The organism is Microbacterium luticocti DSM 19459, assembly GCF_000422405.1.
Taxonomy (GTDB): Bacteria; Actinomycetota; Actinomycetes; order Actinomycetales; family Microbacteriaceae; genus Microbacterium; species Microbacterium luticocti.
This window is the reverse complement of record NZ_AULS01000008.1, coordinates 1-16859: the sequence shown is the minus strand read 5'-3', so window position 1 is coordinate 16859 and position 16859 is coordinate 1. Positions and strand designations below refer to the sequence as shown.

The following is a 16859-nucleotide window of genomic DNA, read 5'->3' as shown; positions in this document are numbered from 1 at the left end:
GGTGACTCGCTTTCGATCGGGGGGCGCCGGGCCTGCGGAACGGACCGGCCGTGCGCCAGGCTAAACCCGGCAGCGGCCCCGGCGACAGCCCCGGGTCGATGAGGGTCTTCTCCTTTTCCGGTCGGTTGCGGGCTTTCCGGCCGGCTGCCGGACCGCTGCGCGCGCCGGTGGGACGGCGGGCGTCGGATGGTGCTGGTTGACTGGGAGCATGACCGACCTGCCCCGCCCCGCGAACGAGAACCTGACCCGTGACGAAGCCGCCGCCCGCGCGCGCACCGTGCGTACCCACGAGTACGCCGTCGACGTGGACTTCTCGGATGCCGCCGACCCCGCCGTGGACACGTTCGGGGTGCGTACCCACATCCGATTCGACGCCGAGCCGGGCGCGGCCACGTTCCTGGACTACCTGGGCGCCGCCGTGCACACCGTGACGCTGAACGGGGTGGCGCAGGAGGTCGGATCGATCGTGGACGGGGCCCGCATCGCGCTGGCACCGCTGGCCGCACACAACGAGGTGGTCATCGAGTCGGCGTCGATCTACTCGCGTTCGGGCGAGGGCGTGCACCGGTTCGTCGACCCGGCCGACGGGGCCACCTACCTGTACTCGCAGAACGAGCCGGTCGACTGCCGCCGCATCTACCCGTGCTTCGACCAGCCCGACCTGAAGGCGCGGTTCACGGTGACCATCACCGCCGACGACACCTGGCATGTCGCCGCCAACGGGGCGCTGGTGGCCTCCCACCCGGCCGGCGAGGGGCTCAGCACGCGCGAGTTCGCGACGACCGAGCCGATGTCGACGTACATCACCACGTTCCTGGCCGGTCCGTACGCGCTCTGGCACGACGAGTACGCCGGGCGCACGGCATCCGGTGTCGACGTGACGGTGCCGCTGTCGATCGCGTGCCGCGCCTCGCTTGCGGCGAGCATGGACGCCGACGAGGTGTTCGAGATCACCACGCGGGGGCTGGACTGGTTCCACCGCCACTTCGACGTCGCGTACCCGTGGGGCAAGTACGACCAGGTGTTCGTGCCCGAGTACAACCTCGGCGCGATGGAGAACCCGGGCCTGGTGACCTTCACCGAACGGTACGTGTTCACCTCGCCGGCGACCGAAGCACAGCACGAGCAGCGGGCGAACACGATCCTGCACGAGATGTGCCACATGTGGTTCGGCGACCTGGTCACCATGGTGTGGTGGGACGACCTGTGGCTCAAGGAGTCGTTCGCCGACTACGTGGGCACGCTCGCGGTCGACGAGGCGACCGACTTCACCACCGCCTGGACCACGTTCGCCTCCCGCCGCAAGGCGTGGGCCTACCGGCAGGACCAGTACCCGACCACGCACCCGATCGTCGCCGACATCGTCGACCTCGAGGCGGCCGACCAGAACTTCGACGGCATCACCTACGCGAAGGGCGCCTCGGTGCTCAAGCAGCTGTCGGCCTATGTCGGGCAGGACGTGTTCCTGGCCGCCGCCCGGGCGTACTTCGCGCGGCACGCCTGGGGCAACACGACGCTCGACGATTTCCTCGCGGCGCTGCACGAGGCATCCGGCCGCGACATGACCGGCTGGGCGACCAGCTGGCTGACCACCGCGGGCGTGAACCGGCTGCGCGTGGAGGCGACCGTCGACGACGGGGTCGTCACCGCGGCGGTGCTGCACCAGGACGGCGTGGATCCGCGCACCGGTGACGAGGTGCTGCGCCCGCACGTGCTGAACGTGGGCGTGTACGCACCCGCAGGCGACGGCGGGCCGGCGTGTGTCGAGGCGTCGCACGAGGTGCGCATCGAGGGCGGGTCGGTGCCGCTGCCGCAGCTGGCCGGCACGCCCGCCGACCGGGTGCTGCTGCCGAACGACGGCGACCTCACCTACGCGAAGATCGTGCAGGATCCGCACTCGCTGCAGCTCGTGCTCGATGTCGGCCTCGACGACGAGCTGGCGCGGGCGACGGCTCTGGCCGGCGCCTGGAACATGGTGCGCGACGGCGACCTGCCCGCCGAGCGCTTCGCCGACGGGGTGGTCGCGAACCAGCACCTGATCGAGGATTCCGGTGTGCTCGCGCAGGTGCTGCAGCAGGCGACCGCCGGGCTCGCCGCGTACACCGTCGTCGCCGACAGGCAGCGGCTGCTGTCGCGATGGGCGACGTTCCTGCTCGAGGCCGTGGTCGACGATCCGGCGCCCTCGGATCGCCGCACCGTGCTGCTGCGCACCCTGTTCGCGGCGCTCGGCGAGCTGCGTGAGCCGGTCGACCCGATGCTCGACGTGGTGCGGTCGTGGCTCGAGGACCCGGGCTTCGCACTGGGCGAGGACCTCACCTGGGACGCGTATGTCGTCCTGAGCGCGCACGGGCGCGTCGACGACGGCGAACTGCGCGCGGCACAGGCGGCGGCGCCGACCGCGGTGTCGGCGACCGGGCTCGTCCGGGCGCTGGCCGCGCGACCCGATGCGGCGGTGAAGGATGCCGCGCGCCAGGCCGCGTACTCCGGACGGGGCGCCGACGGCGCCGTGCTGTCGAACGACCATCTGCAGGCGACGATCGACGGGCTGGGCATCGACCCGACCGCAGCCGGTGCCGGGCACAGTGCCGAGTACTGGCGGCGGATCGAGCAGGTGTGGGCGCAGCAGACCCAGGGGCAGGCCACGCGCGTGGTGACCGGGCTCTTCCCGTCCGACGCGGAGCTGGCCGACGGTGACGCCGACACCCACCCGGACGTGCGGGCCGCGCAGGAGTGGCTGACCACGCGACCGGATGCGCCGCACGCGCTGCGCCGCATCGTGATCGAGCGGCTCGACGACCTGCAGCGGCGGCTGCGGGCGCAGGCGGCGTCGGCGGCGTAGCCTGCGGCGAGCCTCCGCGCCGGGTCAGGCCGTGGTGGGCTGCCAGCCCAGCGCCGGGGCCACGTGCTGGGCGAACGACTCCACGATGCGCAGGTTGAACGCGACCCCCAGCTGTGAGGGGATCGTCAGCATCAGCGTGTCGGCCGCCTGCACCGCGGCATCCTGCCGCAGCTGCTCGACGAGCTCGTCGGGCTCGGCCGCATAGGTCTTGCCGAACGTCGAGCGGAAGCCGTCGATGTAGCCGACGCCCTCGCCCTCGCGGCTGTGCCCGAAATACAGGTGGTCTTCGGCGGTCACCAGCGGGAACACCGATCGGCTCACCGACGTGCGCGGCTCGCCGTCGTGTCCGGCCTCGCGCCACGCCGCCCGGAACGCCTCGAGCTGCTGCGCCTGCAGTTGGTCGAAGGGGATGCCGCGGTCTTCGGTGAGCAGCGTCGACGACATCAGGTTCACCCCGACCCGTCCCGCCCATTCGGCGGTCTCGACGGTGCCCGCACCCCACCACACGTGCGAGCGCAGCGTCGGCGAGTACGGTTCGACCCGCTGCATGCCGGTGCCGCCGCCGAAGGGGCTCGCCGGGTCGCGTTCGGCCAGGCCCTCGCCGTCGATCGCGCGCAGGAACAGGGCGAAGTGGTCGCGGGCGATGTCGGCACCGCGTGCGTCGGTCGAGCCGGTGTAGCCGAACGTCTCGTAGCCGCGCACGACGGTCTCGGGTGATCCGCGGCTGACGCCGAGCGCGAGCCGTCCGCCGCTGATCAGGTCGAGGGCCGCGGCCTCTTCGGCCAGGTGCAGCGGGTTCTCGTACCGCATGTCGATCACGCCGGTGCCCACCTCGATGCGCGAGGTGCGGGCGGCGATCGCCGCCAGCAGCGGCATCGGCGAGGACTGCTGCCGCGCGAAATGGTGCACGCGGAAGTACGTGCCGTTCACCCCCAGCTCGTCCATCGCCTGCGCCAGGTCGATCGCCTGGAGCATGGAGTCGGCGGCGGTCAGCTGCCTGCCGCCGCCCAGGGGACCGTAGTGCCCGAACGAGAGCGTTCCGAATCGCTGCATGATGGCTGCAACGGTACGCCGGTCAAGTCTATTCCGGTGAATGGATGCGGTCGCCTGCGCGATCGGTGCGGGCACGACGGCGGGTGACCGCCGTGGCGATCAGGCGCCACCCGACCAGCGTGACCAGCAGGAACACCGAGGCCACCACGATGAACGGCACGGCCGTCCCCTGACCGGTCAGCGCACGCAGCAGCATCCCGCCGGCCACCGTGACCGCCCAGACCGGCAGGCCGGTGCGCACCGGCCGGATCGGCGCCCGCCAGGCCAGACTCACCGCCCACCCGACGACCAGTGCCGCCAGGAACGGCCAGGCGGTGAGGGCGATGCCGCCGGGATCGAGCGGCTCGCCGTGGCTGGCGCGGCCGATCACCGCGAACACCACGACGAGAAGCAGGTCGGCCAGGAGCGACCAGGTGCGTTGCGGTGCCATCGGGATCCTTCCGTGTCGTTCCATCCTCGCATCCGGCGATGCGGCCTTGGACGGCCCGCACGGCGGGTAGGGTGCACAGCATCATGCGAAGCGATGCCGCGATCTCCCGGATCTCCACGACTCAGGATGCCGTGGACCTGGCCGCCCGCATCCTGGCGCCGCGCGAGCGTCCGCTTGTGGTGATCTCCACCGACCCCGCAACCGGAGAGGTCGCCCTCGACATCGACGATGTGCGCGACGGCATCCACGGGGTCGCCGACATCGTGCTCATCCCCACCGGACGCCTCACCCACACGCTCGACGACCACCTGCCCGACCGCACCCAGGTGTACGGCGGCGCGGGACGCTCGTACCCCGTCGACTTCGGTGCAGACCCCGACTGGCGGCGCTCGCCGTTGCGCTTTCCCGGTCCGCGGACGGCGACGTTGCTGGTCGGCGACGCGCTCACCCAGGCCAACGCCGCCGGCACGTTCGTGCGGCGGCACCAGGACGAGCAGATCCCGGTGCGCGGGGTGGTCAAGGCCGTGCTCGGTGCGCGCGCCATCGTCGACGTCGACGGGCACGGTATGGCGACCGTGTCGGGTGAGCTGCTGTACCCGCCGGTGCCGCTGGAATGGATGCTGCAGCCCGGACAGCAGGTGCAGGGCACGCTCGATCTCGCCTCGCGACGGCTGCTGCTGCCGCACCGCACGCCCGAACCCGCCGCGCTGCGTGCCGCGTTTCCGGACGGCTGCGTGACGCTCGCGCTGGTGACGAAGACGACCCCGTCCCGGGCCACGCTGCTGTTGCACCCCGAGGTGGCCGTCGAGGTGCGGCACGACGACGTGTCGACCAACCCGCTCGACACCGTCGACCTGCTGCTGGCGGAGGGCGATGTGGTTGCCGTCCGGGTACGGCACACCGGTGACGGGATGCGGGTGACCATGACCGACATCGACGACGACGAGCCGGTGCGGCCCGCGCTGGTGCTCGTCGACGACGGGCCGCCGTGGCTCATCGAGGGGCGCGCGTACCCGGTGGCCGACTCCGACGACGTGCCCGACGCCGAGGAGTCGGACGGCCGGGCTGCGCCCGGTCTCGTGGTCGGGTCGGATGGTGGGGCCGGGTCGGACGGCGTGTCGGGCGACACGGCCGGGCTGGGTGAGTCGGGCGGTGGGGCGAGCGCGGGGGAGTCCAGCGTCACGACCGGGGACGATGAGCCGAGCGGTACGACCGGGCTGGGTGAGTCGGACGGTACGACCGGGGTGGACGAGTCGGGCGGTGCCGCGCGAACGGGCGACACCGGCGGGTCGGACCCGGTGGTCGCTCCCGTGCCGGGACCGGGCCCGTACCCGGCGGCATCCACCACCGCGAACCCGGCGGCACCCGCACCGCGGCCGGGGGCTGCGACCTCGCCGGACGCGTCCGGCGCATCGCCCGCATCCGGCGCATCGCCCGCATCGGGCGCGCAGGCCGGGGTCGCACCCGCACCGGGCGCGGCGCGCGGGTCGGCACTGCACTCCACTCAGTTGGAGCTGGCGGCGGCCCGAGCCCGGATCGCGCAACTCGAGCAGCAGCTGAAGGACGTCGGCGCCGACGACTCCGGCATCGAGCGGCTGCGGGCCGAGGCGCGCGGTGCCCGTGCCCGCCTCAAACAGGAGCTTGCCGAACGCGGCGAACTCGAACGTCGACTGCGGCAGATGCGCGAGAAGCAGCTGGCCGGCACCCAGGCGCTGCGCCGGGCGCGCAAGGCGGCCGACCCGGGCCCGGCGCGCGCCGGACGGCAGGAACGACGGGGCCGATGGCTCACCGACGACGAGTGGGTGCGCCACGAGATCTACCTGGCGTGGGTCGACCGGGTCGAACCCGGCGACCGCGCCCAGTGGCCGCTGCGCCCGTACACCGTGGGTGAGCGGTTCGCGGCATCCCTCGCCCCGCTCGACGAGGCACAGTTCACGAAGGCCATGCGCGCGTGCGTCGACGCGATCACCGGTCGCATCCGCGAGATCGCGTCACACGAAGCGCATCCGCTGCGCAGCGGTGACGGCGCCGACGACCCCGACGTGCAGCGTGCGGACGGCGCGAAATGCTGGCGCGCCTACATCGAGCACAAGCGCCCGCAGGCACGGCGTCTGCACTACTGGGCGCTGCCGGGCGGCGGCGTGGAGTTGAGCCGGGTGGTCGCCCACGACGACACCGAACCGTGAGCGAGACGGTGGATGCGGCATCCCCAGCCCTCGCGCAGGTGTCGCCGGGCGCGGCCCGGTAGAATCGGCAGCACCCCCTCTCTTCGCACGTTTCGGCGTGCCCACCCGTGAGATCGCCGCCTGTCCACGAGGCCGTGCGGCACACGAAGGAGTGCTGTGAACAGCCCGGTCGACGTCCACCGCCGCACTTGGATCGCCCGTGAGGAGCAGGCCGAGCGCCTGATCCCGCTTGTGGGCGGTCTGTACCGCAACCACGGGGTGGTGACATCCATCCACGGCCGCCGGTTGATCGGGCTGAGCTCGATCGACTTGATCAAGGCGCACAAGTTCGCGCGGCAGGCCGGTGCCGACGAGCTGAGTCTGGATGCCTCGACCGCGGTGTTGCAGGCGTTGACCGAGCTGCGGCCGGGCCCTGCCTCGCTCGACATCGCCCGGCTGCACGAGGCGTACGTGTCGGCCGGCGACGGGCAGAGCCTTCTCGAGTTCCTGCGGGGCGAACTGGACACGATCCTGCACAACGGCGAGGACGCCGGTGAGGGCAAGGATGTCGTGCTGTACGGCTTTGGACGCATCGGCCGGCTGCTGGCGCGGTTGCTGATCTCGCACGCCGGCAGCGAGTCGGGCCTGCGGCTGCGCGCCATCGTCGTGCGCAAGGGCAGCGATGACGACCTGCACAAGCGCGCCAGCCTGCTGCGGCGCGACAGCGTGCACGGCCCGTTCGCCGGAACGCTCACGGTCGACGACGAGAACGACACGATCCTGGCGAACGGGACACTGATCCAGGTGATCTACTCGAACGATCCGGCCGGCGTGGACTACACCGCCTACGGCATCCACGACGCGATCGTCGTGGACAACACCGGCCGTTGGCGCGACCGCGAAGGTCTCGAGCAGCATCTGCGTGCCAAGGGAGTGGCCCGCGTGCTGCTGACCGCGCCGGGCAAGGGCGACATCAAGAACATCGTGCACGGCATCAACCACACCGACATCACCGCGGACGACCGCATCCTGTCGGCCGCGTCGTGCACGACCAACGCGATCACGCCGGTGCTGGCCGCGATCGACGAGGCCTACGGCATCGTGCGCGGACACGTCGAGACCGTCCACTCGTACACGAACGACCAGAACCTGATCGACAACTTCCACAAGGGCAGCCGTCGCGGCCGCTCTGCGGCGCTGAACATGGTGATCACCGAGACCGGTGCGGCCAAGGCCGTGGCCAAGGCGTTGCCGCAGTTGGCCGGAAAGCTCACCGGCAGCGCGATCCGGGTGCCCACCCCGGATGTGTCGCTGGCGATCCTGAACCTGACGCTGGAGCGGCCGGCGGTCAAGGACGAACTGAACACCTACCTGCGTGCGGTGTCGCTGCACTCCAAGCTGCGCCAGCAAGTGGACTACATCGAGTCGCCCGAGGTGGTCTCGACCGACTTCGTCGGTTCGCACCGTGCCGGCATCGTCGACGGGCTGGCCACGATCGCCGAGGGCGAGAACGTGGTGCTGTACGTCTGGTACGACAACGAGTTCGGATACAGCTGCCAGGTCGTGCGGGTCATCGAGCAGATGGCCGGCACGCACCCGGTCGTGCTGCCGCCGCGCGTGGACGTGACGCTTCAAACCGTGCGTCAGCTGGAGGAGATGGCGCCGCAGGTCGAACCCGCCGTCGTCTGACCCGACGCCGCCCTCGCCGCGTGCGCGGCGCCGGCGTCGTCTCACCCGACATCGCCTCGCCGCGTGCGCGGCCACTGCGCCGACTGCCGTCGTCGTCGATCGAGTCGTGACGGCGCAGGATGCCGCAGCCGTGCGGACCGCGGCATCCTGCGCCGAAGCGGCGGAGCGGCGAAGCGGACCTAGGCGCTCGCCGCCCCGTCGCGGGTGGGCAGCACCCAGTCCGGCCGCGCGAAGTGACAGGTGTACCCGTTCGGGTACCGCTCCAGGTAGTCCTGGTGCTCGGGCTCGGCCTCCCAGAACGGGCCCGCCGGCTCGATCGTGGTCACCACCGGCCCGGGCCACAGGCCCGAGGCATCCACATCGGCGATGGTCTCGCGCGCCACCCGCTCCTGCTCGGCGTCGAGCGGGAAGATCGCCGACCGGTAGCTCGTGCCGATGTCGTTGCCCTGCCGGTTGCGCGTGGTGGGGTCGTGGATCTGGAACGTGTACGCCAGGATGTCGCGGTACGACGTGCGCGCCGGATCGTAGACGATCTCGATCGCCTCGGCATGCCCGGGATGGTCGCGGTAGGTGGCGTGGTCGTTCTGCCCGCCGGTGTACCCGACCCGGGTGCGCAGCACGCCGGGCCGTCGCCGGATGAGGTCCTGCATGCCCCAGAAGCAGCCGCCCGCCAGGACGGCGGTCTCGGTGCCGGGGATGCGGGTGATGCTGCCGTCGTCGGTCATGGTGGTGTCCTTCCGCGGGCGGATGCAGGTCGTGTCCCAGTCTGCCGCACGGCTGCGACAGCGGTCCCACGGAATGCAACGCGCGAACACACGGATCGATGCCCGAGCCGCCCGCGTGCGTGTCGGATGCCTCGCGGCGGCCACGTTCCCGGTCTGGAGGCCGGTCGAGCGGTCCGCGCGTGTCGGATGCCTGTTCTACCCTGATCGGATGGTGCACGAGCTGACCCGCGATCAGGCCCGCCGCATCGTCGTGCGCGCCCAACTGCTCGACGCCGACCGGCCCGGCGACGTGGTCGAGGTGGCCGAACAACTGGCGGCGATCAAGATCGACCCGACCGCCACCATCGCCTCCTGTGAACACACCACCCTGTTCAGCCGCATCGGACCGGCCTACGAGACCGTGCAGCTGAAGAAGGCGGTCGAGGACGACCGGCTGCTGTTCGAGTTCGACGGCACCTACCGGCCCACGAGCCTGCTGCCGGCGATGCTCCCGGCGATGCGGGCGTGGCCGCAGCGGCAGGGCACTCGGAACTGGCTCGACGCCAACGCCGCCTTTCGCGACGACGTGCTCGCGCGCCTGCGCGCCGAGGGCCCGCTGCGGGCGGAGCAGATCCCCGACACGGCCGCGGTGGCCTACGACTCGGCCGACGGCTGGTACGGACCCAATCAGGTGCCGCGCATGCTCGAAGCCCTCGCCCGGCAGGGGCTCGTCGCGGTCTCGGCCCGCGAGGGCCGCCGCCGCATCTGGGACCTGGCCGAGCGCGTGTTCGGCACCGATGTGCCCGAATACCCGGCCGACGAGGCCGAACGGATGCTCGCCGAGCGCCGGCTGCAGGCCGCCGGCATCGCCAAACAGCGCTCGCCGTGGACCCCGGTCGGTGAGGCGGGCGAGCCGGCGCGGGTGGAGGGTTCGAAGTGGACGTGGCGCGTCGATCCGGAGGCGTTGGCCCGCGTCGACGACGAGGTCGACGGCCGGGTCGCGTTCCTGAACCCGTACGACACCATGCTGTTCGACCGCCCGCGGCTGCGCGAGCTGTTCGAGTTCGACTATGTGCTCGAGCAGTTCAAACCCAAGTCGCAGCGTGTCTACGGCTACTTCGCGCACCCGATCCTGATGGGCGACCGGTTCGTCGGGCTGCTCGATGCCACCTTCGACAAGAAAGAGGGCGTGCTGCGGGTCGACGCCGTGCACGAGCTCGTCGAGTTCGAGCCCGAAGAGATGGACATGGTGCGCGCCGAGATCGACGACCTCGCCACCTGGTTGGGCGTGCCGGTCACCGGCGTCGGTGAGCGCTGAACCCCGCGGCATCCGGCCGGTCGGCCTAGACTTCCCCCGTGCCGTCGAGGCGGCAGAGGGAGGATGTCACATGCAGCTGGGAATGATCGGCCTCGGTCGGATGGGCGCGAACATCGTGCGGCGGCTGATGCGCGCCGGGCACGACTGCGTCGTGTACGACACGAACCCGGATGCCGTCGCCGCGCTGGTCGCCGAGGGCGCCACCGGTGCCGACGACCTGGCGGATTTCGCCGGCAAGCTCACGGTCCCACGGGCCGCTTGGGTCATGGTCCCGGCATCCATCACCGGAAAGGTCGTCGACCAGCTCGCCGAGCTTTTCGAACCCGGCGATGCGATCATCGACGGCGGCAACTCCAACTACCGCGACGACGTTCGCCGCGCCGCGGCGCTCGCCGAACGCGGCATCGACTACCTCGACGCGGGCACCTCCGGCGGCGTGTTCGGCCTCGAACGCGGCTACTGCCTGATGATCGGCGGGCCGGATGCCGCGGTGTCGCGGCTCGAACCGATCTTCCGCACCATCGCACCCGGCGCCGGCGACATCCCGCGCACACCGGGCCGCACCGGTACCCTCGCGCCCGAAGAGCAGGGCTACCTGCACTGCGGGCCCAGCGGCGCCGGCCACTTCGTCAAGATGGTGCACAACGGCATCGAATACGGCATCATGGCCGCCCTCGCCGAGGGGTTGAACATCCTGCACAACGCCGACGCCGGTGCGCGCGAGGCCGAGCACTCGGCCGAGATCGCACCGATGGAAGAGCCCGAGTTCTACCGGTTCACGATCGACACGCCCAAGGTCGCCGAGCTGTGGCGGCGCGGGTCGGTGATCTCGTCGTGGCTGCTCGATCTGACCGCCGCCGCGCTGGCCGAGAACCACGACCTCGATGGGCTCGCCGGGCGCGTGTCGGACTCGGGCGAGGGCCGGTGGACGGTCAAGGCCGCCGTCGATGTGGGCGTGCCGGCGCCGGTGCTCGCGGCATCCCTGTTCGAACGGTTCGCCTCACGCGACGAGGACCACTACGCCAACCAGCTGCTGTCGGCGATGCGGCTGCAGTTCGGCGGGCACAAAGAGCTGCCCGCCGGCGACGTGCTCGAGGCCGGCGGCCGCAAGGCCGACCACTCGGGATAGCAAGGCCGACCACTCGGGATAGCCAGACCCGCCGCGGGTGGTAGCCCTCTCCGAGACCCCGCGTGGTTTGGGGCGGATCTGTGCGTTTGGGGCGGATCTGTGCAGCCTGATCTGCACAGATCCGCCCCAAACGGCGGTCGTCAGCCCCGCGGATGCGAGCGGGCGGCCTGTTCGGCGGCCCGGACCGCCTCGAGGTCGGCCAGCGGGCCGAGTTCGGGCTCGAGGTGGTGCAGCTTGTCGGGGTTGAGCACGCTGCGGATGGCGGCGATCCGCCCGTCCTGCACGTCGAACGCCATGACCGCGACCACGCCGCCGCCGGCCGGCAGGTCCACGATCACGACCACGCCCGGCCCGCCGTTGACGGCGTGCGGCTCGACGCGCACCGGGTACGCGGCCCGGTGCGCGAACGAAGCCAGCAACCGCGCCACCGCGTCGGCGCCGCGTACCGGATGCGAGATCGCGAACCCCGGAGGCACCTTGCCGCCGCCGTCGGCCGTCGCGACCACGTCGGTGGTCAGCACCGAGACGAACTCGTCCACGTCGCCCGACTCGATCGCGGCGATGAACCGCGACACCAGCCGGCGGTGCGCTGCGGCGGGTGCCGGGTAGCGCGGCACCCGGCCCGACACGCGCGACCGCGCCCGCGACACCAACTGCCGTGCGGCCGCCGGCGAGGGCCGGTCGAGCACCGACGCGACCTCGTCGTAGGAGTAGTCGAGCACGTCGTGCAGCAGGAACGCCGCGCGCTCGCTGGGGCTCAAGGTCTCGAGCAGCACCAGGAACGCGAACGAGAGCTCCTCGGCGAGCTCGGCGTGACCGGACGAGTCGGGCGAGGCGGGGACACCGCCGACCAGCGGCTCCGGAAGCCAATCGCCCACGTACTCCTCGCGCCTCGCGCGGGCCGAACGCAGCTGGTCGACCGCCAGCCGGGTCGCGACGGTGGTGAGCCAGGCCTCCGCGTTGCGGGGCTGCTCGTCGGGGCCGAGGCGCAGCATCCGTTCGATCGCCGACTGCGCAACGTCCTCGGCGTCGGCGACCGAGCCCAGCATGCGGTACGCCGCGCCGAACGCGACCCGGCGCAGTGCCTCGGAGATCTCGGCCATGATCCGATCATGCTCCGATCGTCTGGCGGCGGCCACCGGTGCGCACATGCGCCCGCCGGTGCGGTCCGTACGGGCCGGGATGGCGCGCCACGAACAGGTTGCCGCGGTGGATGTACTCCTTCACCACCCGCGCCGCACGTCCGGTCAGGATCCGGTCGGTGGGGGCTCCGTCGGCGGTCAACCACTGCAGCAGCGCATCGCCGCGGCCGAGGCTGATGCACTCCGCGAAGTAGCGTCCGGCGAACGGCTCTGCCGGCGCGCCGCTCAGCTGCTGCGCGATCGTGTGCGGGGCGGCGAACGCCATGAACGCGCCGGTGCGACATCCCATCTTCAACGGCACCCCGTCGGGGCCGGGCACCCGCGCGGCGTCACCGATCACCCACACGTCGGGATGCGAAAGCGACCGGAACGTGGCGTCGACGTGGGCGCGGCCGAGTTCGTCGGCCTCGAGCCCGGATGCCGCCACGATCGGGTTGGCGCGGAACCCGCCGGCCCAGAATGTGAGCGCCGAGGGCACCTGGGCGCCGTCGGCCAGGACGACGGCGTCGCCGGTGATGCGGGCGACCCGTCCGACGCGGTGGGCGATGCCGAGCCGCTCGAACGCGCGAGCGAGGTAGCGCCGCGCGGGGTCGCTGAGCCAATGCCCCGGCTCGCGCGAGCCGACGATCGTCACCGCGAGACGCGGGTGCGACTCGGCGATCTCGGTCGCCAGTTCGATGCCCGTCAGGCCGCCCCCGATCACGGTGACCGGGGCGCCGTCGGGCAGCGCGCCGAGCGTGGCCGCCGCGGCGCGGACGGACTCGACGTCGGTCAGCCCGTGCGCGTGCTCGCGGGCGCCCGGCACAGCGCCGAAGTCGATGACGCTGCCGAGCGCGACGACCAGCCGGTCGTAGTGCTCGGAACGCCCGTCGGCCAGCTGCACGGCGTGCCCGTCGAGGTCGATCCGCTCGACGCGGCCGATCTCGAGCGCGACGGGCGACCCGGCCAGCGCGTCCGCGATCGACAGCAGCGGGTACCGTCCACCCGCTGCCAGCTCGTGCCAGCGCATGCGCTCGTCGCGCGTCGGGTGGGCGGTGATGAGCGTGACGGATGCCTCATCCGCACGTACCTGTCGTGCCAGCCGTCCGGCGGCCACGATGCCGGTGTAGCCGCCACCCAGAACGATGATCCGTTGCGTGTCCATACCAGTCCGACGAGACAGCATCCCGGATTGTGACATCGTGTTCGGGCCGGGCCGGGTGCGAGCCGCGCTCAGCCCGTTCGCGCTCGCCTCAGGCGGCCTTCACACTCCCGGCTCCGGCCGTGTCAGCGCGCCGCTCAGCTCCAGCCCATCGCCTCGTGTCCGGCGCGGGCGAGGGCGGCGGATGAGTTCGTGCCGTGCTCGAGGAACTCGCGCGCGGCCAGGGCCGCGGCGCCGTAGGCCGCGAACGCGAAGGATCCGCCGATCGAGATCCGCGCGACGCCGAGTTCGGCGAGCTCGGCGACGGTGAGCCCGGACATGCCGAACAGCACGTTGACGGGACGGTCGACGCTCGTGACCACGGAGCGGATCTCACCCGCATCCGACAGGCCCGGTGCGTAGAGCACGTCGGCGCCGGCCTGCTGATACGCCTGCAGCCGGGCGATCACGTCGGCCAGATCGCGCCGTCCGTGCAGATAGCCCTCGGCGCGGGCGGTGACCACGAACGCCGGGTTGCGGCCGTGCGCGGCCTCGGCGGCGGCGTGTACCCGGTCGGCGGCCTCGTCGAGCTCGAACAGCGGCCGCGCCGGGTCGCCCGTGGCGTCCTCGATGGACGCGCCGGCGAGGCCCGAGACCGCAGCGCCGGCATAGGTGTCGGCCAAGGCTGCGGCATCCGTCCCGAATCCGCTCTCGAGGTCGGCGGTCACCGGCAGCGATGTGGCCCGGACGATCGCGTCGACGCCCGCCAGCGCCTGATCGCGGGGCACGGCGCCGTCGGGCAGGCCGAGCGAGAGCGCGTGGCCGCTGCTCGTGGTGGCCAGCGCCTGAAAGCCGAGGCGCTCGAACAGCACGGCCGACCCGGCGTCCCACGGGTTCGGCAGCAGCAGCGGCCCGGGGCCGTGGTGCAGGGCGCGGAATCGGTCGGCGCGTCCGGTCGGGGTCATGGCGGCTCCCGTCGCTGGCAGGGGCCTCCCACGCTACTCGGGGGCGCCGACAGGCGTGTCCGGGCTCGGGTGCGGAGGCGTCTATCCGCCCGGCCGAGCGGCGAACACGGCCGAACCCGTCGACAGGTTCAGCGCCACGGGCTGCGAGGTGTCGTATCCGGCCGCCTCGAGCGTGCCGTAGCTGATCGCGCCGTCGTCGAGGCGGGTTCCGTCTGAGCGGCACGGGTAGAGCCGGTCCGCCGCCGGGTAGGCGAACTCGCCGGTGTCGGCGTCGCCGTAGACGCTGATCAGGTCGATGTCGGTCGCCTCGTCGACGCAGAGCAGGGTGGCGTCCTTCGGGAACGGCGTGGTCGCACCTGTCTTCGGGTCGATCGCCGTCGCACGGTCGTCGATCCACGCGACGGGGTCGCCGCCGCTGTACAGCGACGGGCCGGCGAGCGACACGAAGTTACGGGGATCGGCGCCGAGAGGCACGGTCCAGCGGATCGTGCCCGTCTTCGCGTCGACGCCGATCAGATCCATGTCGAAGTCCGTGAACCGCAGCCGCGAGAGCTTCTTGTCCGTCGTGGGCCACTGTGCCGTGCCCGAGTTCACCCGACAGGCGACGAGCGTGCCATCGTCGCGCACGTAGGCCTGCGTCACCTCGCATTGGCCGGCACCGGGGATGCTCCACACCGTCTTTCCGGTCGCGCGGTCCAGCCCGACCAGACGGGAGCCGGCCACGTCCACGGTGTACGTGTCGCCACGGGCCTGCCGGGCGGGGCCGCCGAGGCCGATGACTGGCAGGTCGAGGTGACCGTCGTCCCACATCCAGCCGCCCTCGGTGGTCGCCGCGGCGCCGAACACGTCGGTGTACGGGCGCTCCCACCGGATCCTGCCGTCCGTTCCGTATCGGAGCATCTGCTTGCCGGAGGCGCCCTTCACCGAGACGTAGTCGCCGAGGAACCAGCCTCCGTCGAGGTATGGGGCCGGATCGTCGTCGCTTCGCCGGGCGTCCTCGATCGTGCCGTCGTCGAGCGCGTACTGGCGGGCGTGCAGCTGCGTCTCGCCGTCGAACAGCGCGCTCAGGCAGAACGTATCGCCGCAGACCTCCGGGCGCGTACCGTACAGAAAGCGCACGGCGTCCCGCCGCGGCTCGCCGGTGACGACATCGACGACCTGCAGTGAGCCCCAGTTCTCGTTCCAGTCGTCGGGCAGCGGTGCCAGGAACGCGGTGTACGTGGTGCCGGCATCGTCGAGGAGCGGGATGCGGTGTCTCACGCCGGGCGCCTGTTCTCCGGGTACGGCGGCATGGCGCCAGCGTTCGACGCCGGTTGCGGCATCCCACGCCACCACGGCCTCGCCGCCGTCGCCGTCCGACACGTACGCGAGCACCGTGTCACCGGTCACCCGGGGCACGCTCATGAGCGCCTCGTGGTTGCGCCAGATCGGCGTCGCCGCCTGCGTCCACGCGGAGGGCGGCGTCGGTTTCGCATCGGGGATGACGGTGCATCCGGCGACGAGAACGGCCGACGCGGACAGAACCGCGGCGATGGCGAGCCGTGAACGTGTGTGCCTCATGCCGATTCACGCTAACCAGGTGAGTGCCCCGGCCGCAGGCGCAATCCACGATCTGTGGATAACTTCGGTGGACCAGCGCGGGTCGGGTCGATCCCCGGCAGCCCCGGTAGGCGCGGCAGAGCGGACGCGATTCCACGCTCTTCCGGCGCCGCATGAGAGATCGCGACATCGTGTCGCGGATGCGGGGTCCGGGGAGGCGGGGATGCGACGCGCCGCCCCTGCGGGACGACGCTCGACACACATGGCGGAGGATGGGGGATTCGTCCCCACGGCCACTCCACGCGCCGGCTGCGCCGTCGCGCGGAGCCTCCGGCCGCGGGGGCCCACCCAAGGGTTCGAATCCGCTCAGCCGATATGTGTATCGAGCGCCGCCCCTGCGGGACGACGCTCGATACACATGGCGGAGGATGGGGTGTCTGGGTTCGCGACATAGGTCACAGATGATGGGTCGCTGGTGAGTCGGGTCATAGGTCACAGTCGGGGGCATGTCGAAGCATCGTGTCGTCGTGTTGAAGATCGTTGCCCGGGAGCTGACGGTCACCGAAGCCGCTGACGCCTACCAGATGTCGCGCCGCCATATCCACCGTCTCCTCGCCCGCTACCGGGAAGGTGGAATCGACGCGGTCGAACCCCGGTCCCGGGCACCGCTGTCCTCGCCGCAGCGGGTCACCGACCGGGTTCGGGAACGCGTCATCGCGTTGCGCCGGTCGCTGACGGCAGAGGGGCTGGACGCGGGACCACTCAC

At 71.8% G+C, this 16859-nt stretch carries 13 protein-coding genes; 6 read left to right on the top strand and 7 right to left on the bottom strand.

Features of this window, described 5'->3' with window-relative positions; all coding sequences use genetic code 11:
- Positions 1-208: 208 nt before the first annotated feature.
- On the top strand, positions 209-2839 hold the full coding sequence (gene pepN / locus H577_RS0109530) for an aminopeptidase N (protein WP_029145770.1): 2631 nt from the start codon (positions 209-211) through the stop codon (positions 2837-2839).
- 24 nt (positions 2840-2863) lie between these two features.
- Here the strand turns inward: pepN and H577_RS0109525 are convergent, their stop codons facing one another.
- Both H577_RS0109525 and H577_RS15895 read right to left on the bottom strand, forming a co-directional pair.
- Positions 2864-3892 carry an LLM class flavin-dependent oxidoreductase gene (locus H577_RS0109525; protein WP_029145769.1) on the bottom strand — a complete coding sequence of 343 codons (1029 nt, stop codon included), beginning with the start codon at positions 3890-3892 and terminating at the stop codon, positions 2864-2866.
- Between the two features lie 28 nt (positions 3893-3920).
- Complete coding sequence (locus H577_RS15895) at positions 3921-4322, bottom strand: DUF3054 domain-containing protein (protein WP_051191917.1); 402 nt, start codon at positions 4320-4322, stop codon at positions 3921-3923.
- Between the two features lie 83 nt (positions 4323-4405).
- Here H577_RS15895 and H577_RS0109515 point away from each other — a divergent pair, with 83 nt between their 5' ends.
- Positions 4406-6508, top strand: a complete 2103-nt coding sequence (locus tag H577_RS0109515) for a hypothetical protein (RefSeq protein WP_029145768.1) — start codon at positions 4406-4408, stop codon at positions 6506-6508.
- Between the two features lie 156 nt (positions 6509-6664).
- A complete protein-coding gene (locus tag H577_RS15890) occupies positions 6665-8176 on the top strand; it encodes a glyceraldehyde-3-phosphate dehydrogenase (RefSeq protein WP_051191916.1) in 1512 nt (503 codons plus the stop codon).
- 179 nt (positions 8177-8355) lie between these two features.
- Here the strand turns inward: H577_RS15890 and msrA are convergent, their stop codons facing one another.
- Positions 8356-8901, bottom strand: a complete 546-nt coding sequence (gene msrA / locus H577_RS0109505; protein WP_029145767.1) for a peptide-methionine (S)-S-oxide reductase MsrA — start codon at positions 8899-8901, stop codon at positions 8356-8358.
- A gap of 208 nt (positions 8902-9109) precedes the next feature.
- On the opposite strand from msrA, the gene H577_RS0109500 reads away from it, so the two are divergent.
- Both H577_RS0109500 and gnd read left to right on the top strand, forming a co-directional pair.
- Positions 9110-10198: a DNA glycosylase AlkZ-like family protein gene (locus tag H577_RS0109500; protein ID WP_245570377.1), complete on the top strand. Its 1089-nt coding sequence runs from the start codon at positions 9110-9112 to the stop codon at positions 10196-10198.
- 70 nt (positions 10199-10268) lie between these two features.
- Positions 10269-11327 carry a phosphogluconate dehydrogenase (NAD(+)-dependent, decarboxylating) gene (gene gnd / locus H577_RS0109495; protein WP_029145765.1) on the top strand — a complete coding sequence of 353 codons (1059 nt, stop codon included), beginning with the start codon at positions 10269-10271 and terminating at the stop codon, positions 11325-11327.
- A gap of 140 nt (positions 11328-11467) precedes the next feature.
- Here the strand turns inward: gnd and sigJ are convergent, their stop codons facing one another.
- The 4 genes from sigJ to H577_RS0109475 form a co-directional block, all read right to left on the bottom strand.
- Positions 11468-12430, bottom strand: coding sequence for an RNA polymerase sigma factor SigJ (sigJ, locus tag H577_RS0109490; protein WP_029145764.1), 963 nt, complete (start codon positions 12428-12430; stop codon positions 11468-11470).
- Between the two features lie 7 nt (positions 12431-12437).
- Entirely contained in the window at positions 12438-13613 is a 1176-nt protein-coding gene (locus H577_RS15885) for an NAD(P)/FAD-dependent oxidoreductase (RefSeq protein WP_051191915.1), read from the bottom strand.
- 134 nt (positions 13614-13747) lie between these two features.
- Entirely contained in the window at positions 13748-14554 is an 807-nt protein-coding gene (locus tag H577_RS0109480; protein WP_029145763.1) for an isocitrate lyase/PEP mutase family protein, read from the bottom strand.
- An 81-nt stretch (positions 14555-14635) separates the two neighbouring features.
- A complete protein-coding gene (locus H577_RS0109475) occupies positions 14636-16114 on the bottom strand; it encodes an outer membrane protein assembly factor BamB family protein (protein WP_029145762.1) in 1479 nt (492 codons plus the stop codon).
- 485 nt (positions 16115-16599) lie between these two features.
- Between H577_RS0109475 and H577_RS0109470 the strand changes: the two genes are divergently transcribed.
- On the top strand, positions 16600-16859 hold a 260-nt coding region (locus tag H577_RS0109470), incomplete at its 3' end, for a helix-turn-helix domain-containing protein (RefSeq protein WP_029145761.1).

Bases quoted from the DNA above. Each gene is read 5' to 3' on its own strand.
- H577_RS15885 (WP_051191915.1), bottom strand. From the start codon at position 13,613: ATGGACACGCAACGGATCATCGTTCTGGGTGGCGGCTACACCGGCATC.
- H577_RS0109515 (WP_029145768.1), top strand. From the start codon at position 4,406: ATGCGAAGCGATGCCGCGATCTCCCGGATCTCCACGACTCAGGATGCC.
- H577_RS0109525 (WP_029145769.1), bottom strand. From the start codon at position 3,892: ATGCAGCGATTCGGAACGCTCTCGTTCGGGCACTACGGTCCCCTGGGC.
- sigJ (WP_029145764.1), bottom strand. From the start codon at position 12,430: ATGGCCGAGATCTCCGAGGCACTGCGCCGGGTCGCGTTCGGCGCGGCG.
- H577_RS15895 (WP_051191917.1), bottom strand. From the start codon at position 4,322: ATGGCACCGCAACGCACCTGGTCGCTCCTGGCCGACCTGCTTCTCGTC.
- msrA (WP_029145767.1), bottom strand. From the start codon at position 8,901: ATGACCGACGACGGCAGCATCACCCGCATCCCCGGCACCGAGACCGCC.
- H577_RS0109475 (WP_029145762.1), bottom strand. From the start codon at position 16,114: ATGAGGCACACACGTTCACGGCTCGCCATCGCCGCGGTTCTGTCCGCG.
- gnd (WP_029145765.1), top strand. From the start codon at position 10,269: ATGCAGCTGGGAATGATCGGCCTCGGTCGGATGGGCGCGAACATCGTG.
- pepN (WP_029145770.1), top strand. From the start codon at position 209: ATGACCGACCTGCCCCGCCCCGCGAACGAGAACCTGACCCGTGACGAA.
- H577_RS0109500 (WP_245570377.1), top strand. From the start codon at position 9,110: ATGGTGCACGAGCTGACCCGCGATCAGGCCCGCCGCATCGTCGTGCGC.
- H577_RS0109480 (WP_029145763.1), bottom strand. From the start codon at position 14,554: ATGACCCCGACCGGACGCGCCGACCGATTCCGCGCCCTGCACCACGGC.